This is a genomic window from Haloactinospora alba (assembly GCF_006717075.1).
In the GTDB taxonomy this organism is placed as follows: domain Bacteria; phylum Actinomycetota; class Actinomycetes; order Streptosporangiales; family Streptosporangiaceae; genus Haloactinospora; species Haloactinospora alba.
Genome location: NZ_VFQC01000001.1, coordinates 1,532,743 through 1,553,594, shown reverse-complemented (window position 1 = coordinate 1,553,594; position 20,852 = coordinate 1,532,743). Strand labels below are relative to the sequence as shown.

Sequence of the window (20,852 nt, the reverse complement as noted above, 5' to 3'; positions counted from 1 at the left end):
ACGGTCAGGGCAGTCCTACGGACGCGACGAAGGAGAGCGAAGGGAACACGATGGCACGACAAGAAGGACGGCGCACCACGAGCCGTCCGAGCACCGGCCGAGCACTGCTGTGGACTGCCGGTTCGGTCCTGCTCCCGGGGCTCGCCCACCTCCGTACGGGGCGTCGGGCCTCCGGATGGACGATGCTGATCACGTTCCTCGTTCTCCTGGCGACCGGCCTGGTCGCATGGGTCATGTTCAACGGTGACATAGCGCGCAGCGCCCGGATCGTCTCCCAGGGCCGATGGCTGCTGACCATCGGCGCCGCCGCCTTCGTCATCGCCGTGCTGTGGATGACGGTCGTCGTACACTCGTGGTTCATCACCGCTCCCGAGCAGGCGGGACGGCCAGCCCGCCTGCTCGGTGGTGCCCTCGTCGTCCTGCTGTGCCTCACCATCGCCGCGCCTGCGGCGGCTGTCATGCGCACCGCCTACACCGCCTACGACACGCTCTCCTCCGTGTTCGTCTCGGACGGTGACTCCGAGGGGGAACCGCACGACGCCAGCAACCCGTGGAACGGGCGGGAACGAGTCAACGTCCTCCTGCTCGGCGGTGACTCGGGGAGCAACCGCTACGGGATGCGCACCGACTCGATGATGGCCGCCAGCATCGACATCGAACACGGCGACGTCGTCCTCGTCGGGATCCCCCGCAATCTCGAGGACGTCCAGTTCCCGGAGGGGTCCAGGCTCGCCGAGGCCTACCCCCCTCCCGAGGGGTACGACCGGCTACTCAACGACGTCTACCAGACCGTCGCCGAGGAGCCGGACAAGTACGCCGAGAACCCGGACGCCGCGGACCCAGCCGCTGACACGCTCAAAAGCGTCATCGGTCACATAACCGGTATCGAGCTGGACTACTACGCTCTCGTCGACATGGAGGGCTTCGAAGGACTCATCGACGCCATCGGCGGTATCGACGTCCGGATCGAGGAACCGATCCCCTACGGCCAGCAGGGCGACGTGCTCGAGGCCGGAAAGCAGCACCTCGACGGCAACGAGGCGCTCTGGTACGGACGCAGCCGGGTGCAGAGCAGCGACTACGCCCGCATGGGGCGTCAGGGGTGCCTGCTCAAGTACGTGGCCGAACAGGCCGACCCCACGACCGTCCTGAGCAGCTTCCAGGATCTAGCGGGCGCCACGAAGAAAACGCTGCGCACCGACATCCCGCAGTCGAAGGCCTCCGCCTTCATCGAACTCGCCGATTACGTCGCCAACGAGGGCGACATGAAAACGCTTCAGCTCTCCCCGCCACAGGTGCAGACCGCCTACCCCGACTGGAAGGAGATCAAGAGACTCGTCGCGGAGGCGCTCCAGGAGCAGGAGGACCAGCAGTCCCGCACGGACGAGGACGTCACCCCTGAGGACGTCACCCCTGAGGAGGCAGAGGGCGGTTCCGACGGTTCCGGGGGCGCTGAGGAGGAACAGGCCGAGCCCGGCTCCGCCGACCCCTCCCCCACCACACCCGGTCGGCAGGTGGGTGACGAGGCCGACTCACTCGACGAGCTCTGCCCCTCGTGAATCCTCTCCCGTCTGAAGGCGGGAGACCACCGGTTCAGGTTGCCCGGCCGTCCGACGAACGGTCGGGTCCCATGCCACCGGCACCAGCCGGGACGGAACCCGCCCGGACCGGCATCACCCCCGCAGAGCTCCCGCCCGTCGGGGGCGGAGGAGCCGGTAACGGCAGGGTGGGACGAGGACGGCGACGACAAGCCGCGTCCATGCGCAGGACCGCCGGTGGGGATCAGTTACGACGGCGGAGGGGCCGCGGCGTCACGGCTCGAAGCGCCCGTAACGGCCGCGGTGGTAGAGCAACGGGGTGCTCTCCCCGTCGGCTGCTGTCCGTGCCACCTTTCCCACGACGAGCCAGTGGTCCCCCACCGCGAGCGACTCGTGGTGGAGGCACAGCACGTGCGCCGCGGCTCCCTCCAACAGGGGAAGCCCTTCGGGGCCGCGGTGCCACCGTGTGGGGGAGGCGAAACGGTCGATACCCGTTGTGGCGAACCGTGTCGCGGTAGCGTGCTGGCCCTGGCCGAGGATGTTGACAGCGAACGTCTCGGCCGACCGGATTCCGGGCCATGTGTTGGATCCCGCGTTGATGTAGAACGACACCAGGGGAGGATCGACACTCACACTGGTGAACGACGTCGCTGTCACCCCGACGGGGTCCTCCCCGGGAGCGGCGGTTACCACGACGACTCCCGCGGCGTGCGTTCCCAGAGCGGTACGGAACCGGTCGGCGCTGACACCAGTGCCACGCGGCAGGGCATCCGAGCGTGCGAGAAGCGAATCCTCTTCCGGGGATTCCGCCACCTCGGTGTCCGGGGATCTCCACACGTGCAGCGCCTCCGTTCGGACGTACGGGAGAGTCGGGTTCGGGGTCGTGGTCGCTGGCTCCACTCTTTCCAGTCGCGGACGGGCAGAGCGTATTCCCGGGACGGGCAGAGCGCCACGAGCAAACTCACACGTCGTCCGTGTCCGAGGCAGTACCTCGGGCACGGCTGCCCCGGCCCTACCGGGCCCGGTTGTGCCGCGCCGCGGTTACAGTCACGGTATGCGCGCGTTCTTCGGAAGAGCACGGAAGGTCCTGATCGTAACGGCGGTTCTGGCCCTGACAGCGGTGACGCTTGTCTCCGTGGCACCCTGGCTGTTGCAGCGTGCCGACATGGCGAGAACCGCGTTGCCCTGGACACCGCCGTGCGTCGTGCACACCGGCGAGGGAACGGTCGCGCTCTCCCGACAGGAGGCACAACGTGCCACGACCGCCGTAGCTCTGGAAGCCCACGGCGCAGAGGATCCGGACACCTCCGGTATCGACGCCGACGTACGGGAACGGCTGCGTTCGGGCCCGCCGGCCGATGCCGGACCGAGCTTGACGTGTCGCGCCTCGGGATCGGGCGGTCTGGAGAGGCAGAAGCTCGGGGAGTCGGGGCTGACGCCGCGCGCTTCCCAGGTGCGTTCCGCGATGGAGGAGGTCTTCGGCGAACAGAGCCTCGGCGGTTATGAGCCGGGCGGTGTCCAGGACGGTCACGGTGAGGACTCCGCCCACTACGACGGTCGCGCCATCGACGTCTTCTACCGTCCGGTGTCCGAGGAGAACCGTCGGCAGGGCTGGCTGCTGGCGCACTGGCTCGTCGCCCACGCGCAGACCCTCGACATCGCGAACGTCATATTCGACGACAGGATATGGAACGTCCACGGGTCGCCGGGCGGTTGGTGGGACTACGACTCCCCCGACCCCGACAACGACATCCTGAGTCACCGGGACCATGTTCATGTCGATGTCCAGCAGGGGTCGGAGTAGCCGTCACCGAAGCGCCACAGGGGGTATGGCGGGGAACCGCCTCCGCTACTAGGTTGAGACCGTGCCTGATATCGATTCTGACTTCCTTGCCTTGCCGTTGCGCAAGCTGGCTGACGCAGCACTGCAACGCGCCCGGGAACTAGGCGTGGAACACGCCGACTTCCGGCTGGAACGCGTCCGGGGACAGAGCCTCTCCCTCACCGACGGCGCGTTGGAGACCGCCACGGACTCGGACACCCTCGGGTTCGCCGTACGGGTCGTCCATAACGGCGTCTGGGGGTTCGCGGCCGAGACCGAGCTGGACGCCGCCCTCCCGGCCACCACCACTGTGGCAGCGGCGGTGGCGGAACGCGCTGTCGAGGTGGCCAGGGTTGCGGCGGCGATCAGTACCGAACGCATCGAGCTCGCTCCCGAACCGGCGCACCGCGACGTGCAGTGGGTCTCCTCCTACGAGACCGATCCTTTCGCCGTGTCGACCGGGGAGAAGACCGCCCTGCTCGCCGAATGGAGCCGGCGCCTGCTGGACGACTCCCGGGTCGACCATGTGGACACGGGAGTCGTCCAGGTCAAAGAGCAGAAGTTCTACGCGGACACCTCCGGAACCACCAGCACCCAACAGCGCGTACGGCTGGCGCCCGTACTCGAGGTCCTGGCCAGCCGGGACGGCAAGCTGGACAGCATGCAGACGCTCACGCCCCCGGCGGGACGCGGCTGGGAGTACGTCCCCACCCTCGAACAGGAGTTGGACGAGCTACCGGAGCTACTCGCCGAGAAGCTCGCCGCCCCCAGCGTCGCCCCCGGACCCCGGGACCTCGTGATCGATCCCTCCAACCTGTGGCTGACGATCCACGAGTCGGTCGGTCACGCGACCGAGCTGGACCGGGCACTCGGCTACGAGGCCGCTTACGCGGGGACGTCGTTCGCCACCGTGGACCAGCTCGGCTCGTTGCAGTACGGCTCGCCACTGATGAACGTCACCGGGGACCGCACGACAGAACACGGTCTCGCCACGATCGGCTACGACGACGAGGGCGTTGCCACCTCCTCGTTCGACCTGGTCCGCGAGGGTGTCCTCGTCGGCTACCAGCGGGACCGGCGCATATCCCGCCTGCAGGGCTACGAGCGGTCCAACGGTTGCGCGTTCGCCGACTCCCCCACGACCATGCCGATCCAGCGTATGGCGAACGTGTCCCTCGCTCCCGACCCTTCCGGCCCTACGACCCAGGGACTGGTATCGGGGGTGGAACGCGGCATCTACATCGTCGGCAACCGCAGCTGGTCGATCGACATGCAGCGGTACAACTTCCAGTTCACCGGGCAGCGCTTCTACCAGATCGAAAACGGGCGCATCACCGGGATGCTGCGGGACGTGGCGTACCAGGCCACAACCACCGACTTCTGGAACTCCCTCTCCGCCCTGGGAGGGCCACAGACATACATGCTGGGCGGTTCGTTCATGTGCGGCAAGGGGCAACCGGGGCAGGTCGCTTCGGTCAGTCACGGGTGCCCCAGCGCCCTCTTCACGGGTGTGCGCGTCCTCAACACGGTTCAGGAGGCCGGAAATTGAGCCAGTCGTCCCCGCAAGCCGTTGTGGAGCGGGCGTTGGAGTTGTCTCGCGCGCATGCCTGCATGGTGGTGGTTGAGGAGAAGACCACGGCCAACCTGCGCTGGGCCCAGACGTCGCTCACGACCAACGGTGTCACCCATGGCCGGAGCGTCACCGTGATCGCACTACACGAAAGCGACCGCGGAACCCGGGTGGGTGTCAAAGAACGCAGCGGGATGCGCGACGAGGAGTTGGAGGACCTGGTCCGCGCCGCGGAGGCCGCCAGCATCGAAGCCGTGCCTTCCGAGGACGCCATGCCGCTCCTCACCCCGGAGGCGACCGGCACCGGAGGTGACTGGGACACGCCTCCGGTACACACCGGTGTTTCCGTCTTCTCCGGCTTCGCACCAGCGCTGGGGCGGGTGTTCGGCAGGTGTTCCGCGTCGGGACGCGTGCTCTACGGCTACGCCGAGCACGAGATAACGTCGACCTTCTTCGGAAGTTCCACCGGGGTGCGCCTGCGCCACGACCAGCCCACCGGCACCGTGGAGATCAACGCGAAGTCGGCTCCTCCCGGAACGAGCGGGGGGCACTCCACGTGGGTCGGTCAGGCAACCCGGGACTTCAGCGACATCAATCCCGACGCTCTCGAGGAGGAGCTGGGACGGCGGATGGGATGGTCCCAGCGCCGGACGGAGCTTCCCGCCGGACGTTACGAGACGCTGTTGCCGCCTTCCGCGGTGGCGGACATGATGGTTGCCCTGTACGGCAGTTCCGGTGCTCGCGACGCCGTGGAGGGGCGCACCGTGTTCTCCGCCGCCGGAGGGGGGACCCGGGTGGGTGACCAGCTCTCCTCGCTGCCGCTGACACTGTTCAGCGATCCGCACGAGCCCGGTTTGGAGTGCGCACCGTTCGTGCTCTCCGATACGCCGGGGCGCGACGTCACAGCGTTCGACAATGGAATGCCGCTGCGCCGGACGGAGTGGGTCTCCGACGGCGGTCTCGCCGCGCTGGGGCAGACACGCTACTCGGCCGAGCTGACCGGGCTGGCGCCGACGGCGGCGATCGACAACCTGGTGCTGCGACACGAGGGAGCCCGGGACAGCTTGGACGACATGGTGGCGCGCACAGAACGCGGCCTGCTGTTGACGTGCCTGTGGTACATCCGGCCGGTGGATCCCCAGACCCTGCTGCTGACCGGGCTCACCCGGGACGGTGTCTACCTCGTGGAGGACGGCGCGGTCACAGCAGCGGTCAACAACTTCCGTTTCAACGAGTCTCCGGTAAGCCTGCTGAGCCGCGCCACGGAAGCCGGTGCCACCGTTCCCGCCCTCTCCCGGGAGGAGGGGGACTGGTTCCCTCGCACGGCCATGCCTCCGATGCGGATCCCCGACTTCAACATGTCCACGGTCAGCAAGGCTTCCTAGGCGTCACTCCCCCTCGGGGAGGCGGGTCCGGGCCCCGGATCCGCCTCAGTCCTCCAGACGGAACCCCACTTTCATACCGACCTGGACATGGGCGATGGACTCACCGTCAAGATGTCCGCGTATCTCGGTCACCTCGAACCAGTCGAGCCCGCGCAGCGTCGCCGCGGCGCGTTCGATCCCGTTGCGGATCGCGGGTTCGATCCCCTCCGGTGATGTACCGACGATCTCGGTGACACGGTAGGTGTGTTCGCTCATGATGCCCCCGTAACCAACGCCTCCGCCGGTACCACTGCCCCCGTCAGGGCGTTCTCAACCTCCGCGTGTTCGCCGCTGTTCCCCGGCCGGGGAGCATGGCCACGCTGTGCCCCCGGTAGCGCACAACAGCGGGTGCCCCTCCTGCGGTCACGTTCCGGGGACACGGACGCAATGACCTCGTAACGCTCTCTTGACGTACACGGGCGGTCAGCGGTGTACATTGGGTTCTAGCGCTTCGGTCCCCCGTCGGAGCGCTGTTCCGGTATTCCGAGCCCCCGTTGGAGTACCGTGTACGACGCCGGGTGGTTTGCCCCCGTAGCCACCCGGCGTCGTTTTTTTTGCACCGTGGGGACGGCGTGGGTTCTACCACCGCTACGTTCGGAGGGGCTTACAGGTCGTGACAGACGAAGAGACCGCCGCGCAGGCACACTGCTCCCACAAGGACTGCCGCGAGACCGCCCAGTGGGCGCTGGTGTGGAACAACCCCAAGGTCCACACTCCCGAACGGCGCAAGACCTGGCTGGCCTGCGAGGAGCACCGGGACTACCTGACGCGTTTTCTGGACGCGCGGGGGTTCCTGCGTGAAACCGTCGCTTTCTCCGAGTTCCACGGATAGGGATCCCGTGGCCGGCCTCCGGAGTTCGGTCACGGCCCGTCCCCGCGCCGCCGCTCACTCTGGGAAGCACCGTGACGACGGGCCTCGGCGAGTTCCTCGGGCGTGTCACAGTCGAACGCGGCCCAGATCTCGGTTTCCGGCAGGGAGAGTGTGGCGGCGTCCAGCGGCATGAGCAGGCCGTGCAACGAGTTTCCGCTGTAGCTCCCGAGCGCCGCACGCAGCGTTGCGGCGTGCCACACGCTCACCAGCCACTGCCGCTTGCCCCTACCGTCCAGGAGAACGGCTCCGGCACGCCCTCCTGCCACCCTCCGCAGCGCGGCCACGTGCGCGGAGCCGAGGAACGGTAGGTCTCCCGCCAGTAACGTGACCCAGGGGGCCGTAACGTGGGCGAGACCGGCACGCAGGGCGGGCACCGGTCCGCCGCCGGACGGTTCCTCCCGGACGTAGCGAGCGGCGGGCCTGTCCCGGGGCGGACCGACGACTATGGTCCTGGTGGTTCCGGCAGCAGCGTCGGCGACCCGTTCCAACAGCGTGCGGTCGGCGACTTCCAACGCGGGTTTGTCCACGCTGCCCATCCGGGCGGCTTCACCGCCGGCCAGGATCACCGTGTCGTAGGGATCCACCATGTGTTCCTGCACTTGCGGTCTCCTGTCTCCCGTGTGCCTGGGCGGCGCGAGGGTGCGATCCTGTGGAACCATGATGGTGCGCGACGCCCGTGCGGCGGAAATGCCGCGTGTGGGAGAACTCCGGGTCCGGACGTACACGGAGCAGGGCCTGCTGGGTCCGGGCTCGGACTACGCGCACACGCTGCGCCGTCTGGGCGACGGCAGTGGCGACCGGGTTCTGGTGGCGGTCGAGGGCGGTTCCCTCCTCGGAACGGCGACGTTCAAACCGTACCGGGAGGATAGCGAGGTCGCGCACTTCCCGGACGAGGCGGAGCTGCGGGCAGTAGCCGTCGCTCCCGAGAGCCATCGTCGCGGTGTCGGACGGGAACTGGTGGAGGCGACGCTGCGCGTGGCCCGGGAGTACGGTACCCGGCGCCTGGTCCTGTCCACACAACCCGCTATGACGGCCGCGCAGCACATGTACGAGAAGATGGGGTTCGTCCGGATCCCGGAACGGGACTGGTCCCCCTACCGCGGTCTCACCCTCTTGGCTTACGAGCGGGCGCTGGACGGATCGTGCGGGAACAGCCCGCGCTAAGCCTGTTTTGGTGGACGCTCGTCCTGCTACGCGGCGCTCCAGCGCCGGCGGAAACGCCCGTCCGGGTGCGCCTTCCCCACCGGGAGGAGAGTGACGCGGGACGAGAACGGCCACGCACCGCGTTCCCCTTTCCCGGCACCCCGATGGACTGCCACACGCGTCCTCGCTTCGGCTGCGTTGTTCTTTTCCCTAGGCGGGTTGCCCGTAACGCACCGGTTCCATGGCCCCGGTCCCGCACGGGCACAACCGCGCCCGGACACGGGGCAGGAACACAGCGGCGGTCCCGGCGAGTGGGACGGGAGAGAACCAGGACCCCCATCGCCGTGGGACTGTGCCGGCTTCCGGCCCAGGGACGACGCGCCGTGGTCCGCGAACGGCCATACCGCTGTCGTGGTGGCGGACCTCACTCGGAAACGGCCGGCAACGCACCACCATGGCCCATCCCACGACCCGGGGACACGGAAATAGGGGGTTCCGGCGCCGTGAGGATGCAAAACTGTCCCGTTGTGGGGCTCGCCCCACTCGTCCACGAGGAAAGGAGAAACCGTGATTTTCATCGCCGTCAAGTTCACTGTCCGTCCGGAGCGGAGCGAGGAGTGGCTCTCCCTCGTCGATGACTTCACTCAGGCCACGCGCCAGGAGCCGGGAAACCTGTTCTTCGAGTGGTCCCGGAGCGTCGACGACCCCAACCAGTTCGTCCTGCTCGAGGCGTTCGCCTCTCCCGAGGCGGGCGAGGCGCACGTGAACTCCGCGCACTTCCAGAACGCCATCTCCTGGATGCCCGATGTCGTGGCCGCGACTCCCCAGATCATCAACACTGAGGTACCGAGCGACGGTTGGTCCCAGATGGCCGAGGTGACCCCGAACCAGTAGTACGGGCCCCGGCCTGCCCGCCCGCCGGGCTGTGCGGGGTCGGGAGCTGTTCCCCGTCGTGTGCACGAACAGGACGCTGCGCGCCACGCCGACCCCACGTGAGACCAGCCCTGCCGGCGGCGGGGACCACCACAAGGACCCGCCCGCCTCGGCGGGCCACGGTCGCGTGGCAACACGACGGTTCGGGAAGCGCACGTTCCCGCACACGTACCGAACGGTCCCCGCCCCTGGTCACCCCTTGACGCAGATCACCTGCCGCAGGTGGGCGACGACTTCCACCAGATCCGTGGAGGCCTCCATCACCGCGGAAAGATCCTTGTAGGCTCCCGGGATCTCGTCCAGCACCCCCGCGTCCTTACGGCACTCCACGCCGGCGGTCTGCTCGGCAAGATCCGCCTCGGAGAAGGTCTTCTTGGCCTTGTTCCGGCTCATCCTACGGCCCGCACCGTGCGCGGCGGAGTTGAACGCGTCCCGGTTCCCCAACCCGCGCACGATGTAGGTGCCCGTCGCCATGGAGCCCGGGATTATTCCTATCTCCCCTTCTCCCGCGCGGATCGCGCCCTTGCGGGTGACGAGGACCCGAGTGCCGTCGTAGGTCTCCTCAGCGACATAGTTGTGGTGGCACGAGACCTGGTCGTCGAACGTGACCCGCGGAAACAGCTCGCGCGTCACGCTACAGGCCAACCCCATCATGACCTCACGGTTGATCCGCGCGTACTCCTGTGCCCAGAACAGGTCGTGCCGGTAGGCGGACATCTCGGGAGTGTCCGCGAGGAACACCGCCAGGTCGTTGTCCGGAAGGTCCTGGTTGTGCGGCAGCCGGCGGGCCTCTTCGATGTGGTGCTCCGCCAGCTCCTTGCCGATGTTGCGCGAGCCGGAGTGCAGCACGAGCCACACCGTTCCGGCACCGTCCAGACAGACTTCCAGGAAGTGGTTCCCGCCGCCGAGCGTCCCGATCTGGTTGGCGGCGCGTTCGTAGCGGTGCCGAACCGCCGGGGTCAGATCGTCGAAGCCCTCCCAGAAGCTCGTCCACCCGGCGGTCCTCACCCCGTGGATCCGGCGCGGGTCCACGGGGCGCTCGTGTGACCGGGGCCCCACCGGGATCACCTTCTCCAGCTTGGAACGGAACGGTCCCAGGTCCTCGGGAAGGTCATCCGCGTGCAGCGAGGACCTGACCGCGGTCATGCCGCACCCGATGTCCACTCCGACGGCGGCCGGGGAGACCGCCCCCTGCATGGCGATGACAGAGCCTACGGTCGCGCCCTTGCCGAAGTGGACATCGGGCATCGCGGCGAGGCCGTGCACCCAGGGCAGACGAGTTATGTTGCGCAGCTGGTCCATCGCTGCGGGCTCGACTGTCTCCGGGTCGGCCCACATCCGGATGGGGACACGCGCGCCCTCAGCTTCGGTGTATGGCATGGGCCCTCTCCTGTTCGCCTCGTGAGGGAACGTAACCGTCCTGCTCGTTCCCTATCGAGTCAGAGAGTCACCGCCCGTGGCAAACGGTTTTCGCGGTTACCGTCCCCTACCCGCCGATAGCCGACATGGGACGGGACGGTTGCAGGAAGGTCGGGTCGTTGATCCCGTGGCCGGGGAGTTTCCCAGCGACGTTGGCACGCCAGCGCTGCGCGATCTCCTCGTCCGTTCCGCCGTTCCGCAGCAGGGGCCGCAGGTCGGACTCCTCCCGGGCGAAGAGGCAGTTGCGGATCTGGCCGTCAGCGGTGAGCCGCACCCGGTCGCAGGCTCCGCAGAACGGCCGGGTCACCGAACCGATGACACCCACGGTCTCCGGGCCGCCGTCGACGTAGAACAGTTCGGCCGGAGCGCTGCCGCGGGTGTCCGGATCGGCCGCCTCCAGGTGGAACTCGGCGCTCAGCTTGTCGAGGATCTCGTCCGCCGTGATCATGTTCTCCCGGCTCCACCCGTGCTGCGCGTCCAGCGGCATCTGTTCGATGAACCTGAGCTGGTAGCCGTGCTCCAGGCAGTAACGCAGCAGTTCGGGCGCTTCCGTGTCGTTGATGTCACGCATCAGCACCGCGTTGACCTTCACCGGTGTCAGACCGGCCCGGGCCGCGGCGGCCATACCATCCAGCACGTCCGGCAGCCGGCGCCGGAGGGCCATCCTCTCGAAGGTTTCCGGGCGAACCGTGTCCAGGGAGACGTTGATGCGGTCGAGACCGGCGTCGGCCAGCGCCGGGGCGAACCGGGAGAGCCCGATGGCGTTGGTCGTCAAAGCCGTTGTCGGACGCGGCTGCAAGCTCGTCGTAGCGGCGAGGATGCTGCTGAGCCCGCGTCGGAGCAGCGGCTCTCCTCCCGTGAACCTGATCTCCTCGATGCCGAGCATGGTGACGCCGATACGGATCAACCGGTTGACCTCGTCGTCGGTGAGGATCTCGGGGTTCGGCAGCCACTCCAGCCCTTCGGGCGGCATGCAGTAGGTGCACCGCAGATTGCAGCGATCGGTGAGGGAGACCCTCAGATCCGTCGCCACTCTTCCGTAGGAATCGGCCAGCACGGGTGTCACCTCCCAGGGTCGGTGCAGCTCCGGCTGCACCTTGAGGCCGGTGTATCAGGCGCGGGTACGTCCACGACGCTTACGTGGTTCCCGCCACACTCCACCCTAGAAGACGCTGACGACACGGCACCGGCCCCGACCCGGCCGAACGTGGGATCTGACGTCGGCAGAAACGGACGCACCCCCGAAATGTTCGTCTTCCCACACGAGTGAGCCGTGGGGCAGCTGTCATGGTTTCAGCGGAATCCACAGGTCGGCCAGCGGTACTACGCTACCGACGTAGTCACAACGAAGGGAGCACATGTGATCACCACTCGGGAGTGGCATCTGCCCGGCGGGCCCAACGGTTCCGAACGCCTCTTCGCCCGCGCCTGGGCCACGGGCGGTGTCGAGCCTTCCTGGTTGGCGGTCCTGGTCCACGGTTACGGCGAGCACAGCGGACGTTACGAGCACGTGGCCCAGCACCTGTGCGCCAACGACGCCGCGGTGTACAGTCTGGACCACCGGGGGCACGGCCGTTCTTCGGGGGAACGCGTCCTGATCGACGACTTCGCCGACGCCACGCAGGATGTGCACCGGGTTATCACTCAGGCGCGGACAGCCTATCGCTCCCTTCCACTGGTGCTCATCGGCCACTCGATGGGGGGAATGATCGCTGCGCGTTACGCCCAGGAGCACCCGGAGCAGGTGACGGGGCTCGTGCTCTCCAGCCCGCTGGTGGGACGATCGAGCACTGTCGACGAGCTGTTGGCGCTGGAGAGCATCCCCGAGACCCCGATCGATCCGCAGATACTCTCCCGGGATCCCGCCGTGGGTTCCGCCTACGCCGCTGACGAGCTCGTCTGGCACGGCGCGTTCAAACGTCCGACACTCAACGGTATCCGCACCGAACTGGAACGGATCACGGAAGCCGGACGGTTGCACGAGACACCGCTGCTGTGGATGCACGGCAGCGACGACCGTCTGATCCCCGCGGAGGAGAGCCGGGTGGGGATCGACGCCCTGTCCGGAGCGGATGTCACGGAACGGATCTTTCCGCAGGCCAGACACGAGCTCTTCAACGAGACCAACCGGGACGAGGTCCTGGAGGAGGTGACCCGTTTCGCCCGTCGCGTCTCGGCCTCCGGTTGAACAGCGGCTCCGCCGCTGTTCAACCGGAGGCACGGTGCTGCCGGTCACACGTACAGCTCGGACCGGTACGGGCTGGAGGAGGGAACGGCCTCGGCGTAGGCCTCAGCGAGCCGCCCGACAGCCTCAGTGAGCACCTCGGGCGGTTGGGTGAAGGGAATCCGCACGTAGCGTTCCAGCGTTCCCGTGGTTCCGAACACGGGGCCGGGAGCGATATGGAGGCCACGCCGCAGGGCGGCGTCAGCCAGCGCGGTCGCTCTGAGCTGGGGAAGCTCGCACCACAGCGACAGTCCTCCGCGCGGAAGGGTGAAACGCCACTCGGGTAACCGCTCCTCCATCGCCGCGGCGAGAGCGTCCCGGTTGCGACGGAGCTGATGGCCACGTTGCGCGCGTATCTCGGAGAGGTCGGAGAACAGGTCGGCCACGGTGAGCTGGTCCAGCACGGAGCTGGTGAGGTCGACACGCTGACGGACCGTCATCAGCCTTGCCACCACGGAGGCGCTGGTGCGTATCCAGCCGACCCGCAGACCGCCCCAGAGCAGCTTGGCCGCCGATCCTATGGTGAACACACGCCCGTCAGTGTCGTGGGAGGCCACGGGAGCGGGCTGGGACACCGGGTCTATGGCGAGCTCGGCGACACTCTCGTCGATGATGAGGGACGTTTTGGTGCGGCGTGCCTCAGCGGTGAGGCAGGCGCGCTCCTCCGCTCCCATGAGTGCCCCGGTGGGATTGTGGAAGTCGGGGATCAGGTAGGCGAGCTGCGGTTCCCACTGACGCAGTGCGGCGACGAGATTCTCCATGTCCCACCCGTCGCGTCCCACCCCGCACGTCAGGATCCGGGCTCCGTACTTGCGCGGGCTGGCCAGGGCATGGGGATAGGTCGGGGACTCCAGGAGTACCGAGCTTCCGGGGTCCACCAGCAGGTCCAGCAGGAGCGTCATCGCGTGCTGCACTCCGCTGGTGACGAAAATCTGCTCTGGCCGGGTGGGAAGACCGCGTTCCGAGTAGCGGCGGGCGATAACCCTGCGCAACTCGGGAACTCCGCACCGGGTGTAGCCGGACTCCCCGCTGTGGAGACGCAATTGGCTCACAGCGCGCTCGGCCGCGGGCTGCAGACCGTCGACAGCGGCGGGAGCGGCTACCCCGAGGTCGGTGTAGCCGGGACGCGGCGCGAGCACGCTTCCGTCCCCGGATCCGGCGTCGGGCAGCGTGGTCCAGCTTCCCGCTCCCTGGCGGCGTTCCAGGAGGCCGCTCTCCCACAACCAGCCGTAGGCAGCTGTGACGGTGTTACGGCTGAGCCCCAGCGCTGCGGCGAGGTCGCGCTCCGCGGGTAGGCGCGTACCCGCGGGAAGCCTCCCGTCCAGAACGAGGTCGCCGATCGCTTGTCCCACGGAACGGTAGTACGGGCGTTGCTGGGCGCAGGAACCGATGAGCCGCGCCAGTAGTGGGCCGTTGATCTGTCTCTGCGCTCCCATAATGAGCCAATTTTTATCATTGGCCCTATTATTGGCCAAGAGAGTCGGGCCAATATTGTGTCCCATGGAACGGTTCGGCCCTACCGGGAACGCATACCCCCTCTCCGTGGTGAAACGCGTCGGCAGCCGCACTCGGCGTTTCCTCCCGACCCCGTTGCTTCCCCCTCCCCGACCCCGGCGACTGGCACAGCTCTATACCGGCCTCTACCTGTACGGGCTGGGTTGCGCGCTGTTGATCGTCGCCGACCTGGGGGCCATGCCCTGGGACGTACTCCACCAGGGACTGGCGCTCCATACCGGACTGTCCGTGGGTGCGGCCAATGTCGCCGTCGCGGCTGTGCTGATGGTGCTGTGGATCCCGTTACGGCAGCGCCCCGGGTTGGGGACGGTGAGTAACGCCCTCCTCGTCGGCGCCTCGGTTGACCTCACTCTGCTGTGGCTTCCCGAAGCGGACGGGATTCTCGCCCGATCGGCCTGCATGGTGGCGGGCGTTCTCGTCGTCGCAGGCGCGACCGGGTGCTATGTCGGCGCACAGCTGGGCCCTGGACCACGGGACGGCCTCATGACAGGAATAGCCGCGCTGGGAACGTCCATCCGCACGGCCCGCACCTGTGTCGAGATCGCCGTCGTCGTGGCCGGCTCCCTCCTCGGGGGGACCGTGGGCGTCGGAACGCTGGTGTTCGCTCTCGCCATCGGACCGCTGGCGCAGGTCTTCCTCTCGGCTATGACGATCCGCTCCCCGGACAGCACCACCCGCTGAGTACGCTTCCCCGCACGGTGACCGGCGCTGGGAACGGCAACCCCGAAGAACTGGAAGACCATAGTCTTCCGGCGCAGCGACCCGTTGTCCCATATCCGCATTCTCGGTGCCCCGACGCCGGTAACGTGGCGGTGGTGCCACACGCGCGAGTGGTGACGAACGCATTCCGGCAGTGCCTGTCCGCGTACCGATTCGTCACGGTTCGGGGCGAGGGGGGCAACAGCCCAGGTCGCGGCGCACACGGCACCGAAAAGTTGGGTACGGTACGTCCGCGAAGACGTGATCTTGGTTACTTTAGGGGGTGAGCGGCGTGGCCGATTGGATTGAGGACTACGCGCTAATCGGCGATATGCAAACGGCCGCTCTGGTCAAACGCGATGGATCGATCGACTGGCTCTGCCTCCCCCATTTCGACTCCCCCGCCTGCTTTTCCGCCATCCTGGGTGACGAACAGAACGGTAACTGGTGGATCCGCCCCACGAGCAGGGACGCGGCACCACCCCAGCGGCGTTACCGGCAGGACACCCTCATCCTGGAAACGAACTGGGAAACGCCGGAGGGCGCGGTTCGGGTCATCGACTTCATGCCACCGCGCGGTGGCGCCCCGCACATCGTGCGTATCGTCGAGGGCATCCGGGGCACCGTCGAGATGGCGACCGAACTACGGCTGCGCTTCGACTACGGCAACGTGGTCCCCTGGATCGAACGCAGCGGTACCGAGGTCGTGGCCATCGCGGGTCCGGACTCGGTATGGCTCAGCTCGCCCGTCCCCCTGCGCGGACACAACTTCGTGCACGACGCCACGTTCACGGTGAGCGCGGGGCAGCGCGTCCCGTTCGTGATGACGTGGCACCCCTCCCAGGTGCACGAGTCCGACCACCTCGACGCCGAGAAGGCGCTGTCGCGCACGGAACGCTTCTGGGAGCAGTGGGTGCGGGAGTGCTCCTACGACGGCGACTACCGGGACGCCGTCGTCCGGTCCCTGATCACCCTCAAGGCACTCACCTATCGCCCCACCGGCGGCATCGTCGCCGCTCCCAGTTCCTCCCTGCCCGAGGAGATCGGCGGTGTGCGCAACTGGGACTACCGCTACTGCTGGCTGCGCGACGCCACCATCACGTTGGAGGCCCTGATCCGCAGCGGTTACACCGACGAGGCGCTGGCCTGGCGCGAGTGGCTCGTACGTGCGGTGGCCGGTGAGCCGCAGCACATGCAGATCATGTACGGAGTGCGTGGCGAACGGCGCCTCGCCGAGTGGGAGGCCGACTGGCTTCCCGGTTACGAGGGCTCCCGACCGGTACGCATCGGCAACGCCGCCGTCGGCCAGTACCAGCTCGACGTGTACGGCGAGGTCATGGACGTGCTGCACCTGGCCCGCCGTTCCGGGCTGCAGGGCGGCGAGCACCTGTGGGGACTGCAGCGTTCGCTCGTCAACTACCTGGAGTGGTGCTGGGACGAGCCGGACGAGGGGTTGTGGGAAGTGCGCGGCCCTCGCCAGCACTTCGTGCACTCCAAGGTCATGGCCTGGGTGGCGGCTGACCGCGCCGTACGCGCCATCGAGGACTACGGCAAGGAAGGCCCCATCGAACGCTGGCGGGAACTGCGCGACACCATCCACGCCGAGGTGTGCGAGTACGGCTACGATCCGCAGCGCAACACCTTCACCCAGTACTACGGGAGTAAGGAGCTGGACGCTGCCCTGCTTCTCCTGCCCGAGGTCGGGTTCCTTCCCTACGACGACCCGCGCATCGTGGGAACCATCGAGGCTATCCGCGAGGACCTCATGGTCGAGGGCTTCGTGATGCGTTACCGCACGGACCGCGACGACACGGCCGATCAGCTGCCCGGGAACGAGGGCGCTTTTCTGGCCTGCAGTTTCTGGATGGCGAACGCGCTGTTGTCGATCGGGCGCGAGCAGGAGGCCCGTGAGCTCTTCTCCCGCCTGCTGGCGCTTCGCAACGACGTCGGACTGCTGGCAGAGGAGTTCGAGCCCAAGGACGGCCGTCTCGTGGGCAACTTCCCCCAGGCGTTCAGCCACGTTCCGCTCGTGACGACGGCACTGAACCTGTCCCACCAGGACGGTCACCGCCGGCGTGAGGTCTGATCCCCGTGACCGCGCCAACCGCCGAGACCAACCTGGTGAACCTCGCCACGCAGAGCTGGCCGCAAGCGTTGGCGCTCCTGACGGCGCTGCTGCTGTGCTCACTCATCGGTCTGGAGCGCGAGTTACGGCAGAAAGCCGCCGGACTGCGCACGCACACACTGGTGGGGCTCGGGGCCGCCCTGTTCATGGTGGTCAGCAAGTACGGGTTCGGCGACGTCACCGGCCAGGAGTCGGTGGCGTTCGACCCCTCCCGGGTCGCCGCACAGATCGTCTCCGGTATCGGGTTCATCGGGGGCGGGCTCATATTCGTCCGGCGCGACATGGTTCGGGGACTGACCACAGCAGCCGTGGTGTGGGTGTCAGCGGCCGTGGGGACCGCGTGTGGCGCCGGGTTGTGGCTCGTGGGCGCGTTCGTGACGGCGGCCCACTTCCTCGTCGTTTACGGATATCCTCCACTCCTCCGTCGGCTTTCCCGCTTCGTGCCGCGCACCTCGCAGCTGCAGCTGCGTTACACCGACGGGGTCGGGGCCCTACGGGCCATACTCGCGACGGCGACCGGGCACGGTTTCACCGTGCTGCACGTCAGCACGGAACGGGAGACACAGCCAGACCAGGGTTCGGGAGAGCCGGACTCGATCAGACTCGCGCTGAACGTGCAGGGCAAAGGTGATGTCAGCGGACTCGCTGCTGCCCTGTCCGAGACGGAGGGTGTGCGGTCGGTACGGATGGGCGCCGCCGAACCGGAGGAGGAGGTGTAACGGGTCCGGGTCCCAGTACGGCGCCCGGAAGCAGGGCGCGCCTGTCGTGCCGGGGCTCCTGGCGCCGCTGCCGTTCCTGGCACGGGCAGCACTACAGCGCCACTAGGTTGTTCCCATGCAAGAACGACCTTTGTACGAGATCATGGAGAACGGCTGGGCCCAGGCGCTGGAGCCAGTAGCTGGCCGTATCACTGGGATGGGCGAGTTCCTTCGCGGCGAGATAGCGGAGGGGCGCACCTACCTCCCCTCCGGGGACAACGTACTGCGCGCGTTCCAGCAACCCTTCGAGGGGGTACGGGTGCTTCTCGTCGGCCAGGACCCCTATCCCACTCCGGGGCACGCCGTCGGTCTGAGCTTCTCGGTCGCACCCGACGTCTCCCCTCCCGCCAGCCTGCGCAACATATTCCGGGAGTACTCCACGGACCTGGGACTGCCGATGCCGAGCAGCGGCGATCTGACCCCGTGGACCGAGCAGGGTGTGCTACTGCTCAACCGCGTGCTCACGGTACAGCCCAACAAACCGGCCTCCCACCGCGGTAAGGGGTGGGAGGAGGTGACCGAACAGGCCATCCGCGCCCTGGCCGGTCGGGAGAAGCCACTGGTCGCGATCCTGTGGGGACGGGATGCCCGGAACCTGCGCTCTCTGATGCCGGGTATCCCGTGTGTGGAGTCACCGCACCCCAGCCCCATGTCAGCGGACAAGGGGTTCTTCGGGTCGCGCCCGTTCAGCAAAGCCAACGCTCTCCTTCGGGAGCAGGAGGCGCAGGAAGTGGACTGGAAGCTTCCGTGACGCTGCCTCCCCGCCGGCCCGGGGGACGGGGGGCTGTGCCCCGTCCCCCTCGTCCGTGGGTGACGGCGCGTGGGAGGAAGCCGGTACCGCTGACGACACGAGCCCGGGGTCAGTTCCGGGCTGCCAGTGCTTCCCGCAACAGGTTGGGCACAGCTTCACCGATGGGATCGCGGACGGTCGCCGCGGCAGCGGCATCGTACGGCGTGGGGTCGGCGTTGACGATGATCAGCGGAATGTCGCGTTCCAGGGCGATGTCACACAGTCCGGCGACCGGATGGACGGTCAACGAGGTGCCGATGGTGACGAACGCCCGGCAGTCGGCGGTAGCGGCGGCCGCCGCGTCCAGTACCTCCGGGTCGAGCCGTTGACCGAACGAGATCGTGTCAGCCTTCTGCACTCCCCCGCACGCCAGGCAGTGCGGGTCGGACTCGTCGTCCAGCCGCGCCAGCACCTCGGGGGTCGGGGTGCGTGTCCCGCACGACATGCATACGACGTAGTGGATGGTGCCGTGCACCTCCATGACCCGCTGCGGGTCCGTGCCGGCTGCCTGGTGCAGACCGTCGATGTTCTGGGTGATGAGCCCACGCAGCCGCCCCTCACGATCGGCCTCGGTAATGGCGCGGTGGGCCGCGTTCGGTTCGGCGGTCCAGGCGGAGTGTTCCCGGCGCATCCGCCAGACCCGGCGGCGGACATCGACATCGGAGAGGTACGTGTCCAGGTCGAACAGCGCGGCCGCCGCCGGATCAGTCGTCCATACCCCCTGGGGGCCTCGAAAATCCGGAATCCCGGATTCGGTGGAGATGCCCGCACCGGTGAGAACCGTTATCTGCCCGGCCTCGGCGAGGAGCGCCGCAGCGGCGGAGTAGTTCGAAGTTGTGGCCATACAGGCGTCCTTGTACATCGCGGGTGGCTCTCTCCCATTCTGGCAGCGCCCGCTGTCAACGACCGCGACCTCTCCCCCGGTCCAGCGGTGCGGGAACCCGGTTCCCGGGGCGGGGAAGGAATCCCATCCGTCTCGGACCCGGCCGGCCACGGCCACTCAACCGTTGCACACGCCACTCTGCTCCGGTATCCCACATATGACCTGGGGAGCGGGACACAGCTACGGCCCCGGATCGGTGTGGGGCCGGTGCGGGAGGATCAAGAGTCCGGCGAAAAGTGTCAGAATCGTCCTACTCATGAAACAGTCGCCGCACATCCTCATCGTTAACGGGACGAAGGTATGCCGCCCCGTCTTCGTCCTCGGTGCCCCGCACTCGGGAATCGATTCCGTCGCCCGAGCGCTGGGGAATGCGCCCGGTCTCCACATGAGCTCCAGCGATCCGGGCGTCCTCGAGGCAGTCTACGCTGTCGCCCGCCGCCCCTCCCTGGCCGAGGGGCAGGAGTCGGGTACCTCCAGTCTGCTACGCGACGCTTTCGCCGAGTCCTGGCAGCTCACCCCACTCACCTGCCCCATGTGTCCGCCCGGCCCCCCGCCGGCCCGGGAGTCATCCGAACCGTGCCGACACGCCCGCGAGACCACCCGTTTCGGGGACGCCACTCCCGACCTGCTGTACAGTGCCACCGTACTCAGCGCCGCTTTCAGCGACGCCCTGTTCGTCCAGCTCATCCGGGACGGCCGGGACGTCGTGACCCGTATGCTCGACGACGAGCGTTCCCTGGCCTGGTTCCGGCCGAGCCTGGCCAACCTGGAGCACGAGCTCCCCAACCCGTTCTTCGGTATCGAGACGGAAGAGGAGCGGGACGGTTATCCGGAGCTTTCCACAGCCGCCAAGTGCGCGATGCGCTGGCGTGGCGCGGTACGGCTGTCGGCGAGGTTACGCGGCCTGTTGGGGACCGACCGCCTCATGACACTCCGCTACGAGGATGTGGCCGGTGGAGAGGTGGAAACCGCGGAACAGCTGCGGAGATTCACCGGTATCCGGGTTTCGGCTACCGACCTGACCCACGGCGCGACGCCCGGGATCGGCACGTGGCGCGGTCGACTCACCCGGGACCAGTACGACGCGGTCCGGTCGGTCGCACGCACGGAGCTGTCCCGACTGGGCTACGGGTGAGGA

General features: G+C 67.9%; 20 protein-coding genes. 13 read left to right on the top strand and 7 right to left on the bottom strand.

Going from position 1 to position 20,852, the window contains the following annotated elements; translation table 11 throughout:
- Nucleotides 1-50: 50 nt before the first annotated feature.
- On the top strand, nucleotides 51-1,559 hold the full coding sequence (locus FHX37_RS07020; protein WP_141922916.1) for an LCP family protein: 1,509 nt from the start codon (nucleotides 51-53) through the stop codon (nucleotides 1,557-1,559).
- Nucleotides 1,560-1,811: 252 nt separating this feature from the next.
- Here FHX37_RS07020 and FHX37_RS07015 read toward each other — a convergent pair whose 3' ends face one another.
- Nucleotides 1,812-2,375 carry a flavin reductase family protein gene (locus tag FHX37_RS07015; RefSeq protein ID WP_342777598.1) on the bottom strand — a complete coding sequence of 188 codons (564 nt, stop codon included), beginning with the start codon at nucleotides 2,373-2,375 and terminating at the stop codon, nucleotides 1,812-1,814.
- Nucleotides 2,376-2,592: 217 nt separating this feature from the next.
- Here FHX37_RS07015 and FHX37_RS07010 point away from each other — a divergent pair, with 217 nt between their 5' ends.
- From FHX37_RS07010 to FHX37_RS07000, 3 genes are all read left to right on the top strand, one after another.
- Nucleotides 2,593-3,342, top strand: a complete 750-nt coding sequence (locus FHX37_RS07010) for a hypothetical protein (protein ID WP_141922913.1) — start codon at nucleotides 2,593-2,595, stop codon at nucleotides 3,340-3,342.
- Nucleotides 3,343-3,403: 61 nt separating this feature from the next.
- Nucleotides 3,404-4,909, top strand: a complete 1,506-nt coding sequence (locus tag FHX37_RS07005; RefSeq protein ID WP_141922911.1) for a TldD/PmbA family protein — start codon at nucleotides 3,404-3,406, stop codon at nucleotides 4,907-4,909.
- Nucleotides 4,906-6,315, top strand: a complete 1,410-nt coding sequence (locus FHX37_RS07000) for a metallopeptidase TldD-related protein (RefSeq protein ID WP_246062160.1) — start codon at nucleotides 4,906-4,908, stop codon at nucleotides 6,313-6,315. The genes FHX37_RS07005 and FHX37_RS07000 overlap by 4 nt, the downstream gene beginning before the upstream one ends.
- A 45-nt stretch (nucleotides 6,316-6,360) precedes the next feature.
- Here the strand turns inward: FHX37_RS07000 and FHX37_RS06995 are convergent, their stop codons facing one another.
- Complete coding sequence (locus FHX37_RS06995) at nucleotides 6,361-6,570, bottom strand: dodecin (RefSeq protein ID WP_141922909.1); 210 nt, start codon at nucleotides 6,568-6,570, stop codon at nucleotides 6,361-6,363.
- A 397-nt stretch (nucleotides 6,571-6,967) separates the two neighbouring features.
- On the opposite strand from FHX37_RS06995, the gene FHX37_RS06990 reads away from it, so the two are divergent.
- The gene (locus FHX37_RS06990) at nucleotides 6,968-7,186 is read left to right on the top strand and encodes a hypothetical protein (protein WP_141922907.1); all 219 of its coding nucleotides are present in this window, start codon (nucleotides 6,968-6,970) and stop codon (nucleotides 7,184-7,186) included.
- A gap of 29 nt (nucleotides 7,187-7,215) precedes the next feature.
- Here FHX37_RS06990 and mobA read toward each other — a convergent pair whose 3' ends face one another.
- Entirely contained in the window at nucleotides 7,216-7,824 is a 609-nt protein-coding gene (gene mobA / locus FHX37_RS06985; RefSeq protein WP_394344480.1) for a molybdenum cofactor guanylyltransferase, read from the bottom strand.
- 58 nt (nucleotides 7,825-7,882) lie between these two features.
- On the opposite strand from mobA, the gene FHX37_RS06980 reads away from it, so the two are divergent.
- Together FHX37_RS06980 and FHX37_RS06975 are read left to right on the top strand one after the other, a co-directional pair.
- On the top strand, nucleotides 7,883-8,389 hold the full coding sequence (locus FHX37_RS06980) for a GNAT family N-acetyltransferase (protein WP_141922905.1): 507 nt from the start codon (nucleotides 7,883-7,885) through the stop codon (nucleotides 8,387-8,389).
- A gap of 546 nt (nucleotides 8,390-8,935) precedes the next feature.
- Nucleotides 8,936-9,262 carry a putative quinol monooxygenase gene (locus FHX37_RS06975; RefSeq protein ID WP_141922903.1) on the top strand — a complete coding sequence of 109 codons (327 nt, stop codon included), beginning with the start codon at nucleotides 8,936-8,938 and terminating at the stop codon, nucleotides 9,260-9,262.
- Nucleotides 9,263-9,493: 231 nt separating this feature from the next.
- On the opposite strand, the gene FHX37_RS06970 is transcribed toward FHX37_RS06975, so the two are convergent.
- The gene (locus tag FHX37_RS06970) at nucleotides 9,494-10,681 is read right to left on the bottom strand and encodes an RtcB family protein (protein WP_141922901.1); all 1,188 of its coding nucleotides are present in this window, start codon (nucleotides 10,679-10,681) and stop codon (nucleotides 9,494-9,496) included.
- Between the two features lie 106 nt (nucleotides 10,682-10,787).
- Nucleotides 10,788-11,777 carry a GTP 3',8-cyclase MoaA gene (gene moaA, locus FHX37_RS06965; protein ID WP_141922899.1) on the bottom strand — a complete coding sequence of 330 codons (990 nt, stop codon included), beginning with the start codon at nucleotides 11,775-11,777 and terminating at the stop codon, nucleotides 10,788-10,790.
- Nucleotides 11,778-12,080: 303 nt separating this feature from the next.
- On the opposite strand from moaA, the gene FHX37_RS06960 reads away from it, so the two are divergent.
- Nucleotides 12,081-12,908, top strand: a complete 828-nt coding sequence (locus FHX37_RS06960) for an alpha/beta hydrolase (protein WP_141922897.1) — start codon at nucleotides 12,081-12,083, stop codon at nucleotides 12,906-12,908.
- A gap of 44 nt (nucleotides 12,909-12,952) precedes the next feature.
- Here the strand turns inward: FHX37_RS06960 and yczR are convergent, their stop codons facing one another.
- A complete protein-coding gene (gene yczR / locus FHX37_RS06955; protein ID WP_141922895.1) occupies nucleotides 12,953-14,380 on the bottom strand; it encodes a MocR-like transcription factor YczR in 1,428 nt (475 codons plus the stop codon).
- Between the two features lie 106 nt (nucleotides 14,381-14,486).
- Here yczR and yczE point away from each other — a divergent pair, with 106 nt between their 5' ends.
- From yczE to FHX37_RS06935, 4 genes are all read left to right on the top strand, one after another.
- Nucleotides 14,487-15,140: a membrane protein YczE gene (yczE, locus tag FHX37_RS06950; protein WP_141922893.1), complete on the top strand. Its 654-nt coding sequence runs from the start codon at nucleotides 14,487-14,489 to the stop codon at nucleotides 15,138-15,140.
- Nucleotides 15,141-15,450: 310 nt separating this feature from the next.
- Nucleotides 15,451-17,244, top strand: coding sequence for a glycoside hydrolase family 15 protein (locus tag FHX37_RS06945; RefSeq protein WP_281288281.1), 1,794 nt, complete (start codon nucleotides 15,451-15,453; stop codon nucleotides 17,242-17,244).
- A 5-nt stretch (nucleotides 17,245-17,249) separates the two neighbouring features.
- Nucleotides 17,250-18,002, top strand: a complete 753-nt coding sequence (locus tag FHX37_RS06940) for an MgtC/SapB family protein (protein ID WP_394344479.1) — start codon at nucleotides 17,250-17,252, stop codon at nucleotides 18,000-18,002.
- A 115-nt stretch (nucleotides 18,003-18,117) separates the two neighbouring features.
- Nucleotides 18,118-18,792 (top strand): uracil-DNA glycosylase, encoded by a 675-nt coding sequence (locus FHX37_RS06935; protein ID WP_211351757.1) that lies wholly within the window; start codon nucleotides 18,118-18,120, stop codon nucleotides 18,790-18,792.
- Nucleotides 18,793-18,901: 109 nt separating this feature from the next.
- On the opposite strand, the gene FHX37_RS06930 is transcribed toward FHX37_RS06935, so the two are convergent.
- Nucleotides 18,902-19,675, bottom strand: a complete 774-nt coding sequence (locus tag FHX37_RS06930; protein ID WP_141922891.1) for an SIR2 family NAD-dependent protein deacylase — start codon at nucleotides 19,673-19,675, stop codon at nucleotides 18,902-18,904.
- Nucleotides 19,676-19,970: 295 nt separating this feature from the next.
- Between FHX37_RS06930 and FHX37_RS06925 the strand changes: the two genes are divergently transcribed.
- The gene (locus FHX37_RS06925) at nucleotides 19,971-20,849 is read left to right on the top strand and encodes a sulfotransferase (RefSeq protein WP_141922889.1); all 879 of its coding nucleotides are present in this window, start codon (nucleotides 19,971-19,973) and stop codon (nucleotides 20,847-20,849) included.
- Nucleotides 20,850-20,852: the final 3 nt, after the last annotated feature.